The sequence below is a fragment of the Actinoplanes sp. CA-131856 genome (assembly GCF_050956135.1).
Taxonomy (GTDB): Bacteria; Actinomycetota; Actinomycetes; order Mycobacteriales; family Micromonosporaceae; genus Actinoplanes.
On record NZ_CP191849.1, the window covers coordinates 7,893,960 to 7,909,312 of the forward strand.

Genomic DNA, 15,353 nt, shown 5'->3' on the forward strand with positions numbered 1-15,353 from the left:
CGATCATGAGTGACGTCAGCCCTGAGACCGAGTACGCCGAGTACGCCGAAGAGGCCCCCGCGTCCGCTTCCGCTCCCGCTTCCGCTTCCGAAGAGCGCGAACCCACCGAGCAGGAGGCCCACGGCGGCAGCATGGCCCCGGGCCTGGTCGACGAAGCCGGTAATCAGGTCGAGGAAGCGCCTTCGGCGGGCTGAGCGGGGGCGGTCAGGTCGGCGAACAGGTCGGGCCGGTCCGGATCGTCGGCCGGGCGCCGCGGGGCCAGCACCGTGGCGGCCACGTCGGCGACCGGGACCGCCTCCAGGGTCCGGCCCGCCCACAACATCAGTGACAGGTCGACCCCGGCCAGCGGCGCCGGGGCCCGCGACACGGTCCACACCGCCGCCGACGGCACCTGGGCCGCCGCGACCAGTGGGGCCGGGCCGGCCAGCAGGAAGTCGAGGTCGAAGTCGACCAGCAACCGCAGCATGGTGGCCCGGTTGGCCGGGTCGACACCCTCGAACGCCTCGTCCAGCCATAGCGGGCGCGGCGCGTCGGCCGACCGTGAATAGAGCGCGACCAGCGTCGCCAGCAACGGCTGCAACAGCGTGACCACCTTGCCGCCGCCGGAGTCGACGCCGTGCACCTGCTTGGTCAGCGGCTTCCAGTCGCCGCCCTCGACCCGGTAGTAGCAGACACAGTCGAACCAGGCCCGGTAGTCGAGCAGCCCGGTCAGGTGCTTCACCCACTCGTCGGTCCCGATGACCCCCGAGTCCTGCGCCTCCCGCAGCCGGTCGCCGAGGAACAGCCGGATCTGCTCCTGCGCCGAGTCCGACTCGATCCGGCCCTCCTCCAGCGCCCGCAGCAGGTTGAACCCGTGCTGCTGCCCCTCGGCCGGCCGGCGCCGGATCTGCAGCACCGTCTTGTTGGCCCCGGTCGGATGCCGCAGAAGCACCTCGTTGACCGTGGCCAACAGCGTGACGACACGGGTCATCCGATCGGCGAGATGATCGATGAACGTCGACGACAGCAACTCGGCGTACATCTGATGCAGTTTCTCGTCGTGCGTGGCCGACAGCTCGGACACCGCCTGATCGAGCCGCTCCACCGCCCCCGGCGGGTCGAGCGGCGTCCCGGCCGCGTCGACGACGAGCGTGATGGCCGGCAGCGGATGCCCCTCGTCGGCCTCGCTGACGATCACCGACCGCCCACCGGACGCCTCGAGCAGCGTCTGCAACTCGGTCATGGCCCCGCGCAGCGCCCGTTGCAGAGCCGTGTCGACCCGCCGATCGCGGTCTCCCGCGTTGTCCGGCCACGACGGCGGCCGCACCACGTCGACGACGGCCCGCGCCTGGGCCAGCGCGTCGTCCAGCGTGCGCTCCGGGCGATCGCCGACACCGCGGGCCCGCGCGATTCCCGCGTCCACCGGCACCCACCACGCCCCGGCCGCCGCCTCCCGGCCGGCGATGGCGGCGGTCACCGCGTCCTGCCGTCGCTGGGCCTCGCCCTGCGCCGTGCTCGCCGCCGCCGCGAGCGACAGCCCGCGCTGGCGGCTGGCCGCGATCGACGTGTCGAGCTCGCGGATCTGCTCATCCAGCTCGGCCGACCGGGCGAACTGCTCCCGGTCGTCCAGGCTCACCGACGCCTCGGCCTCACCGGCTTCCGCGTCCAGCTTGGCCGCCGCGGCCGAGGCCTCGTCCGCGGCCCGGCTCGCCGCGTTCCGCGCCGTCTCGGCCGCCTCGACCCCGGTGACCGCCGACGCCACGGCCCGCTCGGCCACGTCCTGGTCCTTCAGCGCGAGCCGCAGCGCGCCGGCCGCCAGCGCCGCCGAGTCGAGCGCCGTGCCCACCGCGTCGAGCTGCTCGTCGGATGTCGGCAGTCCATGCTCATCGGCGTATCCGGTCACCGCCGTGGTGGCCTCGTCGGCCGATCCCTTGGCCGCCGCCGCCTTGTCCCCGGCCAGGGCGTGTGCCGTCTCCGCCCGGTCCCGCTCACCGTTGGCCACGGCCAGGCTGATCGCCGCCGCCACCACGTCGGCGTCACCCGGCGCTCCGGCCGCCGCCGCCCGCAGTGCCGCGCTCCGCGCCGCCAGCTCCTCGGCCCGCCGGGTCAGCTCCTCGCCGGCCTCGCGATCGGCCGCGGCCTGCTCCCGCAACGCCGCGATCTGCCGCCGCCGGGCCGCCGCCCGGGCCGCCGTGCCCAGAAGCTCAGCGCCCTCGGCCGCCCGCCCGGCCCGCCCGTGCGCGATCGGCGTCCGCCACCGCCCGTCCCCGGCGATCACGAACTCACCGCTCAGCGGCTCCCCCGCGGCGACATATCCGATACGCCGGAGAATGCGAGCGATCGTCCCGCCCAGCTCCCCCGCGTCCTCCGCCGGCTGCAAAACCGAGGCCAGTGCCACCGCGGCACCGCCGGCCTGGCCCGTCACGACGGTCTCCGCGCCATCGCGGTCGCCCCGCCACTCACCGTCCGGCGTCACCCACGCATCGAGCAGCCCGGCCGCCGCCAGCGCGGCCTCGACGTGGTCGAGCACCTCGGCCGGCACGCCCTCCACCGGGTCGACTAGACGCCACAGCGGCGCCCCGTCCGGGCCCGGGAACGACGGCCGGGAACGGCGGCTCCACCGGGACGGCCCCTCGGGCTGCGGATCCCCCGCCTCCCCGAGCTTCTCCGCCTCACGGTCCGCCTGGTCGGCCCGCAGCGCCGCCTGCCGGGCCTCCGCCCGCACGGTGGCGATCTCCTCGGTGAGCGGGCCGACCGACGGCTCGAGCCACTCCCGCGTGAGGAGCCCGCCCAGCACTTCCCGCGGACGTACGGCATGGGTCTGTGCAACGACCTCGCGCACCCAGTCGTCGCGCAGCGCGACCGGCGGCACCGCCGCCGGAAGCGCGACCGCCCACCTCTCCAGCTCGTCCGAGAGCTGCTGGACCGCGTCCGTCACCGCCGTGGCCGCGTCCGCCGCGACCTCCGCCCGCGAGCGGGACTCCTCCCGCAGCCGCGCCGCCGTCGCCGACTCCGCCTGCCAGCGCCCCACCGCCACCGCCGCCGCCCGGGACAGCTTGCGCAACGCCGACACCTGCGAGCGCCGGGCCGCCACCGCGGCGTCGATCCGGTCGACGTCGCCGTCGGTGGCCCACTCCTCGGCCTGGGCGTCCATGCCGGAACCACGAAGGGCGGCGCCCGCCCGCGTGACCGCCGCCGAAGACGCCGCACGAGCCAGGTCGAGCCGCCCGGTCGCCTCCGAGTGCGCGGCCCCCGCGGCTTCGAGGGCCAGGTCGGTGCTCGCCAGATGACGACGGGCCGTGGCGGACGCCACCGCGGCCGCCGCCGCGTCCCGGCGCATCCGCTCCGCGTTCTGCGCCCGCCCGGCCGCGTCGCGATAGGCGGCCGACCGCAGCAGCTGCGTCAGCGCCGCCCGCGCCCGCTGCACCCCTGCCTCGAGCTCGTCGCTGCGCCCGGTCTCCCCGGTCAGCTCCGTCCGCGCCGAGGCCAGCGAGACCTCCGCCGCTTCCGCCGCGGAGACGGCCGCCGCCACCGCCTGATCGGAAGCCAGCAGATCATCGGCCCGGGCCCGCAGCAGCGCGTCCGCCCACGGGCGCCAGGCCCGGGCCAGATAGACACCGACCGCGTCGCGCGCCGCCACCGCGTGGTCGCGGTCGCGGCCGAGCTGTTCCAGCTGCTGCCAGCCGTCGGCCAGCTTGTCCACCTCGGACTCGGCCACCGCGGGCAGGCTCATCCGGATCTGCTCGGTGAACCAGTCCGGGTTGAGTTTCTGGCCCAGGTGCGGCGTGCGGAGCACCTTCAGCATTTCGAGCACGGTGGCGAAGCGGTCGTCGTCGGAGAAGCCGAACAGGTCGGTGGCGACCCGCGCCGCATATCTCTTGCCGCTCCTCATCACCTCGAGACCCTCGACGCCGGCCAGCTCCTTGGGCTCGACCGCCGACGAGCCCACGGCCAGGGTGAGCCCGTCGCGGACCCGGGCCCGGCCCCGGCAGATGATCCAGACCGGGTCGAGCTGGCTGACGCCGCGCTTGGCCTGTGCGTAGAGCAGCGTCGTGAAGAACTCGGGCCCGTCCTCGCCCTGGCGGCCGTACTCGACCCAGGCCCAGCCCCGGTGGGTGGAGCCGGTGGCCTCGCGGCGGTCGCGGGCGTCGTCGGTGGGCTCGACGTAGTAGCGGAACGACTTGTCGGACTGGCCGAACGTGTCGATGTACTGCCGGTCGAGGCTGCCGGACAGCATGATCAGCGTGGTCAGGGCCATCAGCGTCGACTTGCCGGACTGGTTGGCCCCGACGAACTGGGCGCGGCCGTCGGCGAACCAATATTCCGCCGCGTCGAACTCCCACAGCCCGACGCAGCCGGCCCGCAGCACCTGCCAGCGCGACCGCTCCGGCGACGGGAGGCCGCCGTGCGCGGCGGCGTCCCGCCACGCGGTGAGCTGCGCGTCGGTGGCTTCGGGGGTCAGCGTCATCGGGCGGGCTCCGTGTTGTCGGTGATCGTCACGTCGGGGTCGCGGTAGCGACCGGCCGCGGCCAGCAGGGTCCACGACCCGTCCCAGGAGACGCGCAGCAGGCCGAGCTCGGTGAGCAGCCGTTCGGCGTCGCGGCGCACGGTGCCGGGCACCGTCTTCTGCGGGACGGTCATATATTCGCCGCGCCAGCTGACGAGGTCGTCGACGACGGCGTCGACCTCGTCGGTGCTCAGGTGGACGGTGCCGTCGGCGTGCCTGGTGCCGTCGCGGCCGGCCTGGTCGGCCATGAGCAGGGCCACCCAGTCGGTGGCGCGGGCGCGCGGCCAGTCGGCCACCGTGGGCGGCTTGAACTCGTCGTCGGCGAGCACCACGAGCAGCCCCTCCGTCCGGGCCTCGATCGTGCCCCCGGCCATCTGGGCGACGTCGGCCGCCCGCTGCCCACGGTTCGCACGCAGCGCCTCCGCCTCGCCGGGCTCCAGATCCCCGTACGACACGAAGGGTGTCTCCAGAAGCGCCCGCAGCTGCCGGACCGTCTCGGAGGCCGTGACCACCCCGGGGTTGAGGGCCAGATCGACCACGTCGGGGCTGGTCATCAGCAGCAGCGCGTCCCGGTCGACCTCGAAGCCGGCGCCCGGCCCGGTGCCGGACTCGGTCCACTCGTCGAGCAGCCGCTCGTCGCTGCTGCGCGGCCGCAGCACGCCCCACGAGGCCAGGTAGGCCGCCGCGTCGCGCAGCAGCCGCCGCTGGTTCTGGTCGTCCGGGTCGTAGCGGGCGGCCGGCAGGTCACGGACCATGTCGGACAGCCGCTGGAGGGTGACCCGCCCGGCCACGTCCTCACAGCAGGCGGCCAGGCAGCAGACCAGCGCGAGCATGCGCCGCTCGGGCGCGTCGGCCGGCCGGGGCGGCCGGGTCACGGCGCCGCCCAGCGGCACCCGGATGAGCCGGACCGCCTGGCCCACCCGCTGCACCCGATATCCGAGCCGCCGGGCCGCGTCGGTCACGGCCTGCTGATGGCGCAGCACGAGCCGGTAGAGCCGCGGATCCGCGGCCGCGGTGACCAGCGGCTTGGCCAGCAGCCCGGTGAACGCCAGTTGCGCCTCGCGCGCCGAGGCCGTCGTCGTCCTCATCGCTGCCCCGCCGGCGTGATGTGCAGGCGGATGTCGGGATGCACGAGCCGGCCGTCCGGCGTGTGCACCACCGCGGCCGGCGCTCCAGGCGGCGGCGGATCGGCCCGCAGCAGCCAGCGGGCGTCACCCGAGGTGGCCGAGCGCACCCCGTCGCCGTCGGCCCGGGCCGACGCCACCACGCCGAGCAGGATCATCAGCATCTGCAACTCGGGGGCGGTCAGATCGTGCCACTGCGACAGCCGCAGCCCCGACCGGGCCAGCACCGAGGCCTCGGTCCGGGCCACCGCGTCACGCAGATGCTCGGTGTGCACGCGCGCCGCCAGCCGGCTCGCCGACCGGTCGGTGATGCGGGCCGGTCCGCCCGCCGTCGCCTTCGGGCCCTGCCGGCGCAGGCGGGCCGCGACCGGCACCGGCTCGGCCTCCCAGAACGACGGAAGCCCCGAGGCCATCGGCGCCTCGCCGGGCAGATGCCGCGCCGAGAACAGCCCGGTCGACGCGCACCACACGTCCCAGGCGCTCTCGTCGTCGGCCGCCGCGTCGATCCGGGTGGCCAGCGCCAGCAGCTCGGCCCGGCGCGACACGTGCCCGCCCACCGCGGCCAGCGTGCGCTGCCCGCGCAGCAGCGGCCCGATCGTGTCGCGCATCTGCCGCCGCAGCCGCCGCGCCTGGCAGTCCGGCCCGTCGAACCACGACTTCAGAACGCCCAGGATCTCCGCATAGGACGCGGTGAGCTCGTCGATCGCCGCGTCGTCGGCGTTGGCACCGAGGTGGTGCACAGCGATCCGCCGCCAGGTGACGGCGTCGACCTCGGACAGCTCGGAGATCAGCGCGGTGATCCGCTCCGAATGCGTGTCGACGCCACCGCCCCACATGTCGACATAGCGCCGCAGCGTCTCCTGCACGGTGTTCACCTTGGCCTGGTCGGGCGTGCCGGCCAGGGCTCCCGCCAGCCGCGCCTGCCAGCTCGCGGCCGCCCGCGCCATGGCGTGATGCGTCGTCTGGATGACCGACCACGCCGACGCCGCCGCCGACGGATCGACCGAGGCCGTCTCGCGCAGCACACCCAGGTTGGCGGTCAGCACGCTCGGCGCCAGCGTCGCCGCGGCCGCCGACGCCAGATCCTGCCCGAGCGACATGACGGCCCGGTGCAGCTCGGCCGCCACCTCGGTCAGCTGGTAGCGGTCCCAGTTCAGCACGAAGTCGGCGTCACGATCGGTCCGGTCCTGGAACACGATCACGACGCCCCATTTCTCCAGGGCCGCCATGCGCTGTTTCACCGTGTCGTCGAGGATGGCCGGATCGGCACCCGCCCGCACGAGCTGATCACGCAGCAGCCCCGGCAGATCGGCCGCCGCCACGCCGGTCAGCGTGTGCTGCTGCTCCTCGAGCAGAACCTGCACGATCAACCTGTACTGAGCCGCGTATCGACTGGTCAGATAGCTCGCCTGAAGCAGACCACCGGGCAGCCCGGCCAGCTGCCACGGATCGGCGAACTCGTCGTCGCTCATGGCGTGCCACCCCCTCCGTCACCGCATCGGCGCTGATCAACGGCCGTGTCGACCGTTCGCGGAGGCGAGCATAGGCAGGGGGTCCGACACTTTCACGCACCCGGCCGCCGGAGCGCGAAAAGAATCACCCGTGTTTCAATCGGGCCCATGGAGATCCTGCTCTCGGCGGCCCTGGTCATCCTCGCCGTCTGGCTCGTCAGCTCCCGCTCCCGCAGCCGCGAGGCCGCCCTGGAACGCAAACTCGACCTGATCATCCAGCACCTCGACATCAAGGACCCGGCGGCCGACTCACCCGAGGTCCTCGGCCCGCTGATGCAGGGCCAGAAGATCCAGGCCATCAAGGTCTACCGCGACCAGACCGGCGCGTCGCTCGCCGAGGCCAAGGCCGCCGTCGATCAGATAGCGAGAAACAAAGGCCTTTAACCCATTTTGTACGCATCGACGGAAGGCCCCCGCTCCGCCGGGCCCGGCTTTCTGCCGTCCCGGCCTCCCTGCCGCCGCTGCCGGGTTGTCCTGCAACTCGTTCAGAGAGCCCAATAGCAGTACAGACGCCACCCGTCGGCCCGCCCCGCCAGCCCCGCGAGCCGGCGCACGAAATCGATCACCCCGTCCGGATCGGCCCCATCCAGCTCTTCGGTGGCCGCCAGCCGCGCTCCCGCCTCGTCCAGCACACCCGGCGCGGCGGCGGCCAGGGCGTCCCGCAGAGAATCGGTGACCGCCACGATGATCTGCTCCGTGGCGCCGTCGCTGACCGCTTTCCCTTGCCGCTCCTGAGCAACCACCTGGTCGTACGGCCGCCCGGTCAGAATCGCCTCGAGCCGGCCCAGATTGACCACCGGGTCGACCCCTTTGGCCTCGACAGTGGGCAGCTCGGTGGAGAGCGGCCCACCATCACCGAGCGCGGTGACCGCGATGGCGTCATCGGGCGCGAGAAAGTAGTCAGTGAACGGCATGCCCGGCATCGTAGGCCCGCCCCGACGTCAACCGCGCCCCCGCTCATGCCGCCGTCCGGGCGGTCAGGTCGGCGAGGAGCTGGGCGTTGTCGCGGTACAGGATGCCCGCTATGCCGGCCCGGGCGGCGCCGTCGACGTACTGCTGCTTGTCGTCCACGAACAAGCAGTCCGACGGCACGCGGCCGATCCGGGCCAGAGCGACCTCGAAGTACGCCCGATGGGGCTTCCGCTGCCCCAACTCGTGCGAGATCAGAAAGCCGGTGACCCCGGGGCGGCCGGCGTAGAGCTCGCGGACGCGCCCACCCCGTACGGACTCCTGGTTCGTCGCCAGATAGATGCCCTCGAACGGGAGCTCTGGCAGCACCGCGAGCAGTTCCTCGTTGAGCGCGATGTTCTCCGTCACCCAGCGGTCGAGGAACGTCCGGGCCGGCAAACCGGTCACATGGCCGGGCAGCAAGCGCTCGACCAGCGTGATCAGCTCACCGTCGCCGGTCAGCGCACGCGCCTCGGCCGGGTCTCTCAGCAGGGCGTCCTGAAAGGCCAGGTAGCCGGTGCGCCAGGCGTAGTCACGTTCGATGGCCTCGACGAATTCGGGGCGGGGAAACTGGAGCACCCCGTCGACGTCCAGGAGCAGGGTGCGGATCATGCCAGGGGCAGGTGGGGCGGGGCACTCAGCTTCGCGTGGACCTGCGCCCTCGGCAGCCCGAACGAGGACGCCCGCTCGACGACCTCGCCCAGCACCGTCCCGGCCGGCCGGGCCGTCCGCACCCATTGCACCTGCAGCGGGTCGGCGTAGCGGTCGGGCAGGCGCACCAACCGGAACTCGGCCGTCTCCACGACCTCGGAACCCTCGGGCGCGAAGACGTACGCGTCGTTGGCCGCCGCCACCGCGGCCCGGTCGAGCTCACTCATGCGGCGGAGACTAGCGCCCGGCATCCACAGTGTTTTCCGGGGTAAAGAGTGAGTAAGGTGCGAATCACGGGGTGGGTGGGGATTCGGAGGGATCGGGCATGGCCGGGCCGGTTTCGTCCATTGCGTACGTTCCGCTGCACGAGGTGCTGCCTCCCGGCTTCGCGCGGGCCGAGGGCCGCCTGCGCGAGCTGGCGAGCAGGCTGGAGCGGCATCACTCGGCCGACCGGGTGGCCTGGCACTGGTATCCCGAACATCTCGGTGCGCTGGGTACCCTCGCGCGGATCACCATCACGCTGTACGACACCAGGGACGACTGGCTGGAACTGAACCTCGGCGTCGCCCGGCGTGAGGACCGGCAGCTGACGGTGGAGGCGGCCGTCGAGGTGGCGTGCTGGTGCCCCGACGATCACAACCTGCACCAGGTGCGCCACCGGAGTTGGGACGTGGACGACGACTTCGATCTCGCCGACGCGGTCGCGGCCGGGGTGAAGATGTTGTCCGCGGTGCTGGCCGACGGGCCGTTCGAGCCGCAACCGTGGCGGGTCGCGGCCGGGCTTCCTATCCGGCCGGGATGATCGGCACTCCGGTCGCCTCCAGCAGGTCCGACGTCACATCGGTGATGACACCCGAGACCGACAGAAGCGGAATTACCGTGTACGGCGAGACGGCCCCCACCTTCTCCGCGCTGGCCAGCACGTAGGTGTCCGCCGCCCTCGACGCCAGGACCCGTTTCATCGCCGCCTCGTCAGCGTCGCCGGTGGTCAGTCCCGCCGAATGATGCACCCCGGTGACCCCCAGAAAGAACAGGTCGGCGCTCACCAATTGCGCCGCCGACGCGGCCGCCGCCCCGGACGTGACCGCCGAGTGCTTGAACAGCCGTCCCCCCAGCACAAAAACGTCGATGCCCGAAAAATCCACCAGGGCCGCCGCCACGGTCACGCTGTGGGTGATCACGGTCGCCGTCAGTTCGCGGGGCAGCGCCGCGACCAGCGCGAGCGCGGTCGTACCGCCATCGAGCATCACCGTGGCCCCGGGAGCGATCAACCTCGCGGCCGCCGCCGCCACCCGCGCCTTGCTGTCCGGGGAGACCGACGTCCGGGTCGCGTAGTCGGCGGCTGCCGGCGCCGGGGGCAGCGCCCCGCCGTACACCCGCTGGCAGAGCCCAGCCGCCGCCAGCTCCCGCAGGTCTCGCCGGATGTTGTCCTCGGCGATGCCGAGCTCGGTCGCCATGTCCTTGGCCACCACCTTGCCGTCGGCGCGGAGCCGGGCCAGCAGGAAGTCCTTGCGCTCCGCAGGCAACATTGCGTGTTTCTCCTCATTGTTGTCGACTATTACGCACTGTACGGTACGCCTCATGACCTTAGGAATCGACGAGCCCGACGCCCGTGGCCGCACCGGCCTCGATCAGATCGGCCGTGACCTGCACGGCAACCCCGATGTGGTGGTCCGCGAGGTGGAGCTGGTGGCCACCGCCTGGCACGTGCTGCGGCGCACGACCTTCGACTACCGCCACCGGGACGGCCGCTGGACCACGGAACAACGCGAGACGTACGACCGCGGCGACGGCGCCACGATCCTGCTCTACAACGCCTCGCAAAGAACGATCTTGTTGTCGAAGCAGTTCCGCTACCCGGCCTACGTGAACGGCCACCCCGACGGCATGCTCATCGAGACGGCGGCCGGCCTGCTGGACGACGACGACCCGGCCAGCGCCATCCGCCGCGAGGCCGGCGAGGAGCTGGGCGTGACCGTCGGCGAGCTCGAACCGGTGTTCGCCGTCTGGATGAGCCCGGGCTCGGTGACCGAACGCCTGCACTTCTACGTCGCGCCCTACACCCCGGCCGACCGCACCGGCCCGGGCGGCGGCGTGGCCGGCGAGGGCGAGGACATCGAGGTCGTCGAGCTCGACTTCGACGACGCCCTCAAGATGATCACCGACGGGCGGATCGCCGACGCCAAGACCATCATGTTGCTGCAATGGGCCGCCCTGAACAACGTTATGAATTGACTGATATGAATAGCGGGTATCGAAATCCTGCGATGCTCGCGGCATGCATATCCCCCTGCTGGCCGTCGCCGCGATGGGCCTCACGATGGCCGTCGCGCCGATCGCGGAAGCCGCCCCTCCCGACATCTCGGTCACGAACGTCAAAGCGCACCTGCAACAGCTGCAGAACATCGCCACCGCGAACGGCGGCAACAGGGCGCACGGCCGCCCCGGCTATCTGGCCTCGGTCACGTACGTCAAGAACCTGCTCGACGCGGCCGGCTTCACCACCACGCAGCAGTCGTTCACCTACAACGGCGCCACTGGATACAACCTGATCGCCGACTGGCCCGGCGGCGACACCTCGAACACGCTGATGATCGGCGCGCACCTGGACAGCGTCACCGCCGGCCCCGGCATCAACGACAACGGCTCCGGCTCGGCGGCCAACCTCGAGGTCGCGCTGGCCGTCGCCCGCTCCGGCTTCCAGCCGTCACGCCACCTGCGCTTCGGCTGGTGGGGCGCCGAGGAGCTCGGCCTGCGCGGCTCGACCGCGTACGTCAACTCGCTCTCCTCGGCCCAGAAAGCGGCGATCAAGGGCTACCTGAACTTCGACATGGTCGGCTCGCCCAACCCCGGCTATTTCCTGTACGACGGCGACAACTCCGACGGCACGGGATCGGGCCCCGGCCCGGCCGGCTCGGCCCAGATCGAACAGACCCTCGCCGCGTACTTCACCTCGATCAACGTGCCCACCCGCGGCACCGACTTCGACGGCCGCAGCGACTACGGCCCGTTCATCGCGGCCGGCATCCCGGCCGGCGGCATCTTCACCGGCGCCGAGGGCCGCAAGACGGCCGCGCAGGTGCAGCTCTGGGGCGGCACGGCAACCACGTTCGACCCCTGCTACCACGCGTCCTGCGACACCGTCACGAACATCAACGACACCGCCCTGGACCGCAACAGCGACGCCATCGCGTACGCCGTCTGGACCTTGGCCGCGGGCTCCACACCACCGACCGGCACGACGGTCTGGGCCGACGACTTCGAGACCGCGACCGCCTGGACCCGCGGCACCGCCGACACCGCGACGTCGGGCCTGTTCGAGCGGGGCGACCCGGCCACGACGACGTCCCAGCTGGGCACCGCCGCCAGCGGCACGTACGACCTGGTCACCGGGGCCACCGCGGGCAGCAGCGCCGGCGCCAACGACGTCGACGGCGGCGTCACGAGCCTGCGCTCCCCCGCCATCACCCTGCCCACCGGCACCCTGACGATGAGCTTCTCCTGGTACCTCTCCCACCTGACCAACTCCAGCAGCGCCGACTACTTCCGCGTCCGCCTGGTCTCCGGCAGCACCACGACCACGCTGTTCACCCAGTCCGGCGCCGCCACCGACCGCGCTCCGGCCTGGCAGACCGCCTCGGTCCCCCTCACGGCGTACGCCGGACAGACGGTGAACCTGCTGGTCGAGGCGGCCGACGCCTCAACCGCGTCCTTGGTCGAGGCCGCCATCGACAACATCAAAATCACCAGGGCCTGAGAGGTACGCCGGTGCGGGCCCCCGGCCCGCACCGGCGCTCCGGTAGTACGCGTCGGCCGCGGGCACCGTCTGGCCCACCAGCGCACCGACCAGCAGAACAGACACCGCCACCATGAGCCCGGCGTCGAGCGCGTCCAGCCACGGCGGCCACGCCTCGTCGAACCGCGGCCCCAATTCGGTCCGTGCTTCGCCGCCGCCGAACAGCCCCGCCATGAAGTACAGCACCGCGAGGATCCCGTACCAGATCAGGACAGGCAGCCCGAAGAACCAGGCGACGGCCCGCGCCCAGTCCCGCCCGCCGAACGCCGCGAGCGCCAGGACCACCAGGGCCACGCCCGCCAGCACGCCCACGGCCGCCATCGCCAGATGGATGGTGACCCCCACGGCCGCGAACGCCGTGTCGTTCTCGACGATCCCGTCCCGGACGGCCCGCTCGTAGGTGCGCATATCGGTGAAGTACTTGTCCGCGGAGAGCATTACCTCTCCCGCGAACAGAACTCCGCCGGCCGCCAGCATCCCGCAGGCCGCGACGACAATTTTCGGCCGTGGCATCTTCACAGCCACGATCCTAGGAACGCTCCGTGGCGGAAGCGCGCCGCCGTGGTGGAGATATCGTGATCGTGTGGAGCTGACATATCCGCAGGTCGGCGCCACCCAAGGCGAAATTCTGCCCGTCGGCTACGGACACGTGTTCCGCGATGCGCGGATCGGCGCCGGGCGCCCCGCGTTCGAGGCGGCCGCCGACGACCTGTTCACCTGGCAGATGCACCGCCGCGCCGGTCTCGCCGTCGTCGGCGAACCCGGCCGGGCCGCTCCCGGTATCGACGTCACGCTGCGGCTCGCCTGGATCAGGATCCCGTGCCGGGTGGTCTACACGATCGAGGAGCGGGACCGGCGGGGGTTCGCGTACGGAACGCTGCCCGGCCACCCGGAACAAGGGGAAGAGGCCTTCGTCCTCGACCTGACCGAAGCCGGGGACGTGCGGTTCCGGATCCGCGCCTTCAGCCGGCCCGCGTCGCTGCTCGCCCGGGCCGGCGGGCCGCTGACCCGCCTGGTCCAGGAATTCGCGACGGATCGTTACGTCGCCGCGGTCAGTCGTTAGTGCCGGGAGTCGAGAACACGACCTCTTGTTTCACGGTGGCGCGCGGGCACACGCGCTCCCACTCGGCCGCGAGGCGCTTCGCCACCGCGCTGTCGATGCCGGCCATCGGGCTCCCCCGGTAGAGGCGGCCCGAGACTCGCAGGTGCAGCATCAACTTCCTGACGTAGCGGCTCTTGAAGTTCTTGTCCGTCTGGTCGTCGTCCGGGCTGGCGCCCAGGTAGTGCGACGTCAGCTCGACCCGCTGGATGTCGCCGGGGCTGACTCGGCGTGTGCGGCCGGCGACCGTGCGCAGCACCAGGCCGTCGCCGGTCTCACTGATCTCGGCGAGCCGGGTCAGATCCCACAGCGACCACCAGGCGATGAGCACCACCACCACGGCCGCGGCGCCGGCCACGGTGTAGCCGAGGACCAGCTCGCCGGTGAGGGTTATCAGATATCCGAGGGCGACGGCCGCCAGCAGGCCCATCCCCAGGCCAGGCGGCGCAGGCCGTCGCGGCGCTTGTTCTCGACTGTCCACAGGGCACCCTCGGGCAACGCCATGCGTTCATGCTCACCGATCGAGCGCGGGAACGGAAGGCTCGTCGACCCCACCTCTCGTCCGGCCGAGGATGGTGGCCGTCACGGCGGCCAGGGCGAGGAGGGCGAGGACCGGGATCATCGCGTTCCGCAGTCCGTAGTGGTCGCCGAGGAAGCCCAGCCCGGGCGGCCCGACGAGGAACGCGACGTAGCCGACGGTGGCCACGAGCGAGACCCGGGCGGCGGCGTTGTCACCGGAGTCGCCGGCGGCGGAGAGGGCGACCGGGAAGCCCAGGGCCGCGCCCAGTCCCCACAGCACCACGGCGGCGCCGGCCACGACCTGGTTGTCGACGACCACCACGAGCAGGATGCCGGCCCCGCCGATGACCGCGCTGGCGGCGAGCACCGGGAACCGCCCGAACCGATCGAGGAAGCGGTCACCGGTGAAGCGCCCGATGGTCATGGCCGCCGAGAACACCACGTAGACGGCCGACCCGAGCGCGGCGCCGAAGCCGTGCCCGTCGACCATGAGCAGCGGCAGCCAGTCGTTGGCGGACCCTTCGGCCAGCGCCATGGCCAGCACCACCACCCCGATGAGCAGCAGCGAGGGGTCGCGCCAGACCGGCCGGCCACCCGCGTCGCCGTGCTCGGCCGGCCGGGCCAGACCAAGCCCGCGAGGCAGATACCGTACGGCCGCGAGGGCGACCGGAACGCTGATGAGCCCGATGACGACCAGATGCCACGAGGCCGAGAAGGCGACCGCCGTGAGCACCATGCCGACAAGAGCGCCGACCACGGTGCCGAAGCTGAAGAACCCATGCATCGTCGGCAGCACCGGCCGCCGGATGACGCGTTCGACGTCGGCCCCTTCGATGTTCATGGCGACTTCCCCACCACCCATGCCCAGCCCGAACAGGGCCAGCCCGGCCGCGACGAGCCCGCTCTGCGAGGCCGCCGCCCCGATCCCGACGATCGGCGTGCTGAGAGCGGTGGCCACGATCCCGACCGTGACGATCGGCCGCGTGCCGAAGCGCCGCACGAGCGCCCCGAACTGAGGATCCCGACCATCGACCCGGCCGACAGCCCGAACAGCACGAGCCCCATCTCAGCCGTGGACGCCCCGAGCAGATCCCGGATGTCCGGCGTCCGCGTCACCCACGACGAGATCCCCAGCCCAGGCAGAAAGAACAGAGCGAACAGGGCAAGGCGCCGCCGAGCGGTGGAACGATCCATACGTACGAACGTACACAACCGCGTC

The 15,353-nt window shown here is 72.4% G+C and carries 16 protein-coding genes; 6 read left to right on the top strand and 10 right to left on the bottom strand.

The window, feature by feature from the left end:
* The first annotated feature begins 5 nt into the window (after positions 1-5).
* Positions 6-194 carry a hypothetical protein gene (locus tag ACQP2X_RS36110; RefSeq protein WP_498689628.1) on the top strand — a complete coding sequence of 63 codons (189 nt, stop codon included), beginning with the start codon at positions 6-8 and terminating at the stop codon, positions 192-194.
* Here the strand turns inward: ACQP2X_RS36110 and ACQP2X_RS36115 are convergent.
* From ACQP2X_RS36115 to ACQP2X_RS36125, 3 genes are read right to left on the bottom strand one after another with little or no spacing between them, the layout of a single operon-like run.
* Positions 164-4,447: an SbcC/MukB-like Walker B domain-containing protein gene (locus tag ACQP2X_RS36115; protein ID WP_498689629.1), complete on the bottom strand. Its 4,284-nt coding sequence runs from the start codon at positions 4,445-4,447 to the stop codon at positions 164-166. The two genes, ACQP2X_RS36110 and ACQP2X_RS36115, sit on opposite strands and share 31 nt — an antisense overlap.
* Positions 4,444-5,574 carry a TIGR02678 family protein gene (locus tag ACQP2X_RS36120; protein ID WP_498689630.1) on the bottom strand — a complete coding sequence of 377 codons (1,131 nt, stop codon included), beginning with the start codon at positions 5,572-5,574 and terminating at the stop codon, positions 4,444-4,446. Before ACQP2X_RS36120 ends, ACQP2X_RS36115 begins: the two co-directional genes overlap by 4 nt.
* Positions 5,571-7,082, bottom strand: coding sequence for a DUF2397 domain-containing protein (locus ACQP2X_RS36125; protein WP_498689631.1), 1,512 nt, complete (start codon positions 7,080-7,082; stop codon positions 5,571-5,573). Before ACQP2X_RS36125 ends, ACQP2X_RS36120 begins: the two co-directional genes overlap by 4 nt.
* A 147-nt stretch (positions 7,083-7,229) precedes the next feature.
* Between ACQP2X_RS36125 and ACQP2X_RS36130 the strand changes: the two genes are divergently transcribed.
* Positions 7,230-7,505 carry a hypothetical protein gene (locus ACQP2X_RS36130; protein ID WP_498689633.1) on the top strand — a complete coding sequence of 92 codons (276 nt, stop codon included), beginning with the start codon at positions 7,230-7,232 and terminating at the stop codon, positions 7,503-7,505.
* Between the two features lie 101 nt (positions 7,506-7,606).
* On the opposite strand, the gene ACQP2X_RS36135 is transcribed toward ACQP2X_RS36130, so the two are convergent.
* The 3 genes from ACQP2X_RS36135 to ACQP2X_RS36145 are packed head-to-tail and all read right to left on the bottom strand — an operon-like array spanning position 7,607 to position 8,947.
* Positions 7,607-8,035: a hypothetical protein gene (locus ACQP2X_RS36135; RefSeq protein WP_498689634.1), complete on the bottom strand. Its 429-nt coding sequence runs from the start codon at positions 8,033-8,035 to the stop codon at positions 7,607-7,609.
* Between the two features lie 43 nt (positions 8,036-8,078).
* A complete protein-coding gene (locus tag ACQP2X_RS36140) occupies positions 8,079-8,681 on the bottom strand; it encodes an HAD-IA family hydrolase (RefSeq protein ID WP_498689635.1) in 603 nt (200 codons plus the stop codon).
* Positions 8,678-8,947, bottom strand: coding sequence for a hypothetical protein (locus ACQP2X_RS36145; RefSeq protein WP_498689636.1), 270 nt, complete (start codon positions 8,945-8,947; stop codon positions 8,678-8,680). The genes ACQP2X_RS36140 and ACQP2X_RS36145 overlap by 4 nt, the downstream gene beginning before the upstream one ends.
* A gap of 98 nt (positions 8,948-9,045) precedes the next feature.
* Here ACQP2X_RS36145 and ACQP2X_RS36150 point away from each other — a divergent pair, with 98 nt between their 5' ends.
* The gene (locus ACQP2X_RS36150) at positions 9,046-9,522 is read left to right on the top strand and encodes a hypothetical protein (protein ID WP_498689638.1); all 477 of its coding nucleotides are present in this window, start codon (positions 9,046-9,048) and stop codon (positions 9,520-9,522) included.
* On the opposite strand, the gene ACQP2X_RS36155 is transcribed toward ACQP2X_RS36150, so the two are convergent.
* Positions 9,506-10,249: a DeoR/GlpR family DNA-binding transcription regulator gene (locus ACQP2X_RS36155; RefSeq protein WP_498689640.1), complete on the bottom strand. Its 744-nt coding sequence runs from the start codon at positions 10,247-10,249 to the stop codon at positions 9,506-9,508. The genes ACQP2X_RS36150 and ACQP2X_RS36155 overlap by 17 nt on opposite strands.
* A gap of 52 nt (positions 10,250-10,301) precedes the next feature.
* Here ACQP2X_RS36155 and ACQP2X_RS36160 point away from each other — a divergent pair, with 52 nt between their 5' ends.
* Both ACQP2X_RS36160 and ACQP2X_RS36165 read left to right on the top strand, forming a co-directional pair.
* On the top strand, positions 10,302-10,955 hold the full coding sequence (locus ACQP2X_RS36160) for an NUDIX domain-containing protein (protein WP_498689641.1): 654 nt from the start codon (positions 10,302-10,304) through the stop codon (positions 10,953-10,955).
* Between the two features lie 43 nt (positions 10,956-10,998).
* On the top strand, positions 10,999-12,477 hold the full coding sequence (locus tag ACQP2X_RS36165) for a M28 family peptidase (RefSeq protein WP_498689642.1): 1,479 nt from the start codon (positions 10,999-11,001) through the stop codon (positions 12,475-12,477).
* Here the strand turns inward: ACQP2X_RS36165 and ACQP2X_RS36170 are convergent.
* Positions 12,421-13,035 (bottom strand): hypothetical protein, encoded by a 615-nt coding sequence (locus tag ACQP2X_RS36170; RefSeq protein WP_498689643.1) that lies wholly within the window; start codon positions 13,033-13,035, stop codon positions 12,421-12,423. The two genes, ACQP2X_RS36165 and ACQP2X_RS36170, sit on opposite strands and share 57 nt — an antisense overlap.
* Before the next feature lie 64 nt (positions 13,036-13,099).
* Here ACQP2X_RS36170 and ACQP2X_RS36175 point away from each other — a divergent pair, with 64 nt between their 5' ends.
* Positions 13,100-13,579: a DUF1990 domain-containing protein gene (locus ACQP2X_RS36175; protein ID WP_498689644.1), complete on the top strand. Its 480-nt coding sequence runs from the start codon at positions 13,100-13,102 to the stop codon at positions 13,577-13,579.
* Here the strand turns inward: ACQP2X_RS36175 and ACQP2X_RS36180 are convergent.
* Both ACQP2X_RS36180 and ACQP2X_RS36185 read right to left on the bottom strand, forming a co-directional pair.
* Positions 13,569-14,045: a hypothetical protein gene (locus ACQP2X_RS36180; RefSeq protein WP_498689646.1), complete on the bottom strand. Its 477-nt coding sequence runs from the start codon at positions 14,043-14,045 to the stop codon at positions 13,569-13,571. The two genes, ACQP2X_RS36175 and ACQP2X_RS36180, sit on opposite strands and share 11 nt — an antisense overlap.
* Before the next feature lie 84 nt (positions 14,046-14,129).
* Positions 14,130-15,092 carry an MFS transporter gene (locus ACQP2X_RS36185; RefSeq protein WP_498689647.1) on the bottom strand — a complete coding sequence of 321 codons (963 nt, stop codon included), beginning with the start codon at positions 15,090-15,092 and terminating at the stop codon, positions 14,130-14,132.
* Positions 15,093-15,353 lie beyond the last annotated feature (261 nt).

Coding starts and splice junctions, on each gene's coding strand:
- ACQP2X_RS36165 (WP_498689642.1), top strand. CDS start 10,999: ATGCATATCCCCCTGCTGGCCGTCGCCGCGATGGGCCTCACGATGGCC.
- ACQP2X_RS36120 (WP_498689630.1), bottom strand. CDS start 5,574: ATGAGGACGACGACGGCCTCGGCGCGCGAGGCGCAACTGGCGTTCACC.
- ACQP2X_RS36155 (WP_498689640.1), bottom strand. CDS start 10,249: ATGTTGCCTGCGGAGCGCAAGGACTTCCTGCTGGCCCGGCTCCGCGCC.
- ACQP2X_RS36160 (WP_498689641.1), top strand. CDS start 10,302: ATGACCTTAGGAATCGACGAGCCCGACGCCCGTGGCCGCACCGGCCTC.
- ACQP2X_RS36150 (WP_498689638.1), top strand. CDS start 9,046: ATGGCCGGGCCGGTTTCGTCCATTGCGTACGTTCCGCTGCACGAGGTG.
- ACQP2X_RS36115 (WP_498689629.1), bottom strand. CDS start 4,447: ATGACGCTGACCCCCGAAGCCACCGACGCGCAGCTCACCGCGTGGCGG.
- ACQP2X_RS36135 (WP_498689634.1), bottom strand. CDS start 8,035: ATGCCGTTCACTGACTACTTTCTCGCGCCCGATGACGCCATCGCGGTC.
- ACQP2X_RS36125 (WP_498689631.1), bottom strand. CDS start 7,082: ATGAGCGACGACGAGTTCGCCGATCCGTGGCAGCTGGCCGGGCTGCCC.
- ACQP2X_RS36140 (WP_498689635.1), bottom strand. CDS start 8,681: ATGATCCGCACCCTGCTCCTGGACGTCGACGGGGTGCTCCAGTTTCCC.
- ACQP2X_RS36110 (WP_498689628.1), top strand. CDS start 6: ATGAGTGACGTCAGCCCTGAGACCGAGTACGCCGAGTACGCCGAAGAG.
- ACQP2X_RS36180 (WP_498689646.1), bottom strand. CDS start 14,045: ATGGGCCTGCTGGCGGCCGTCGCCCTCGGATATCTGATAACCCTCACC.
- ACQP2X_RS36130 (WP_498689633.1), top strand. CDS start 7,230: ATGGAGATCCTGCTCTCGGCGGCCCTGGTCATCCTCGCCGTCTGGCTC.
- ACQP2X_RS36145 (WP_498689636.1), bottom strand. CDS start 8,947: ATGAGTGAGCTCGACCGGGCCGCGGTGGCGGCGGCCAACGACGCGTAC.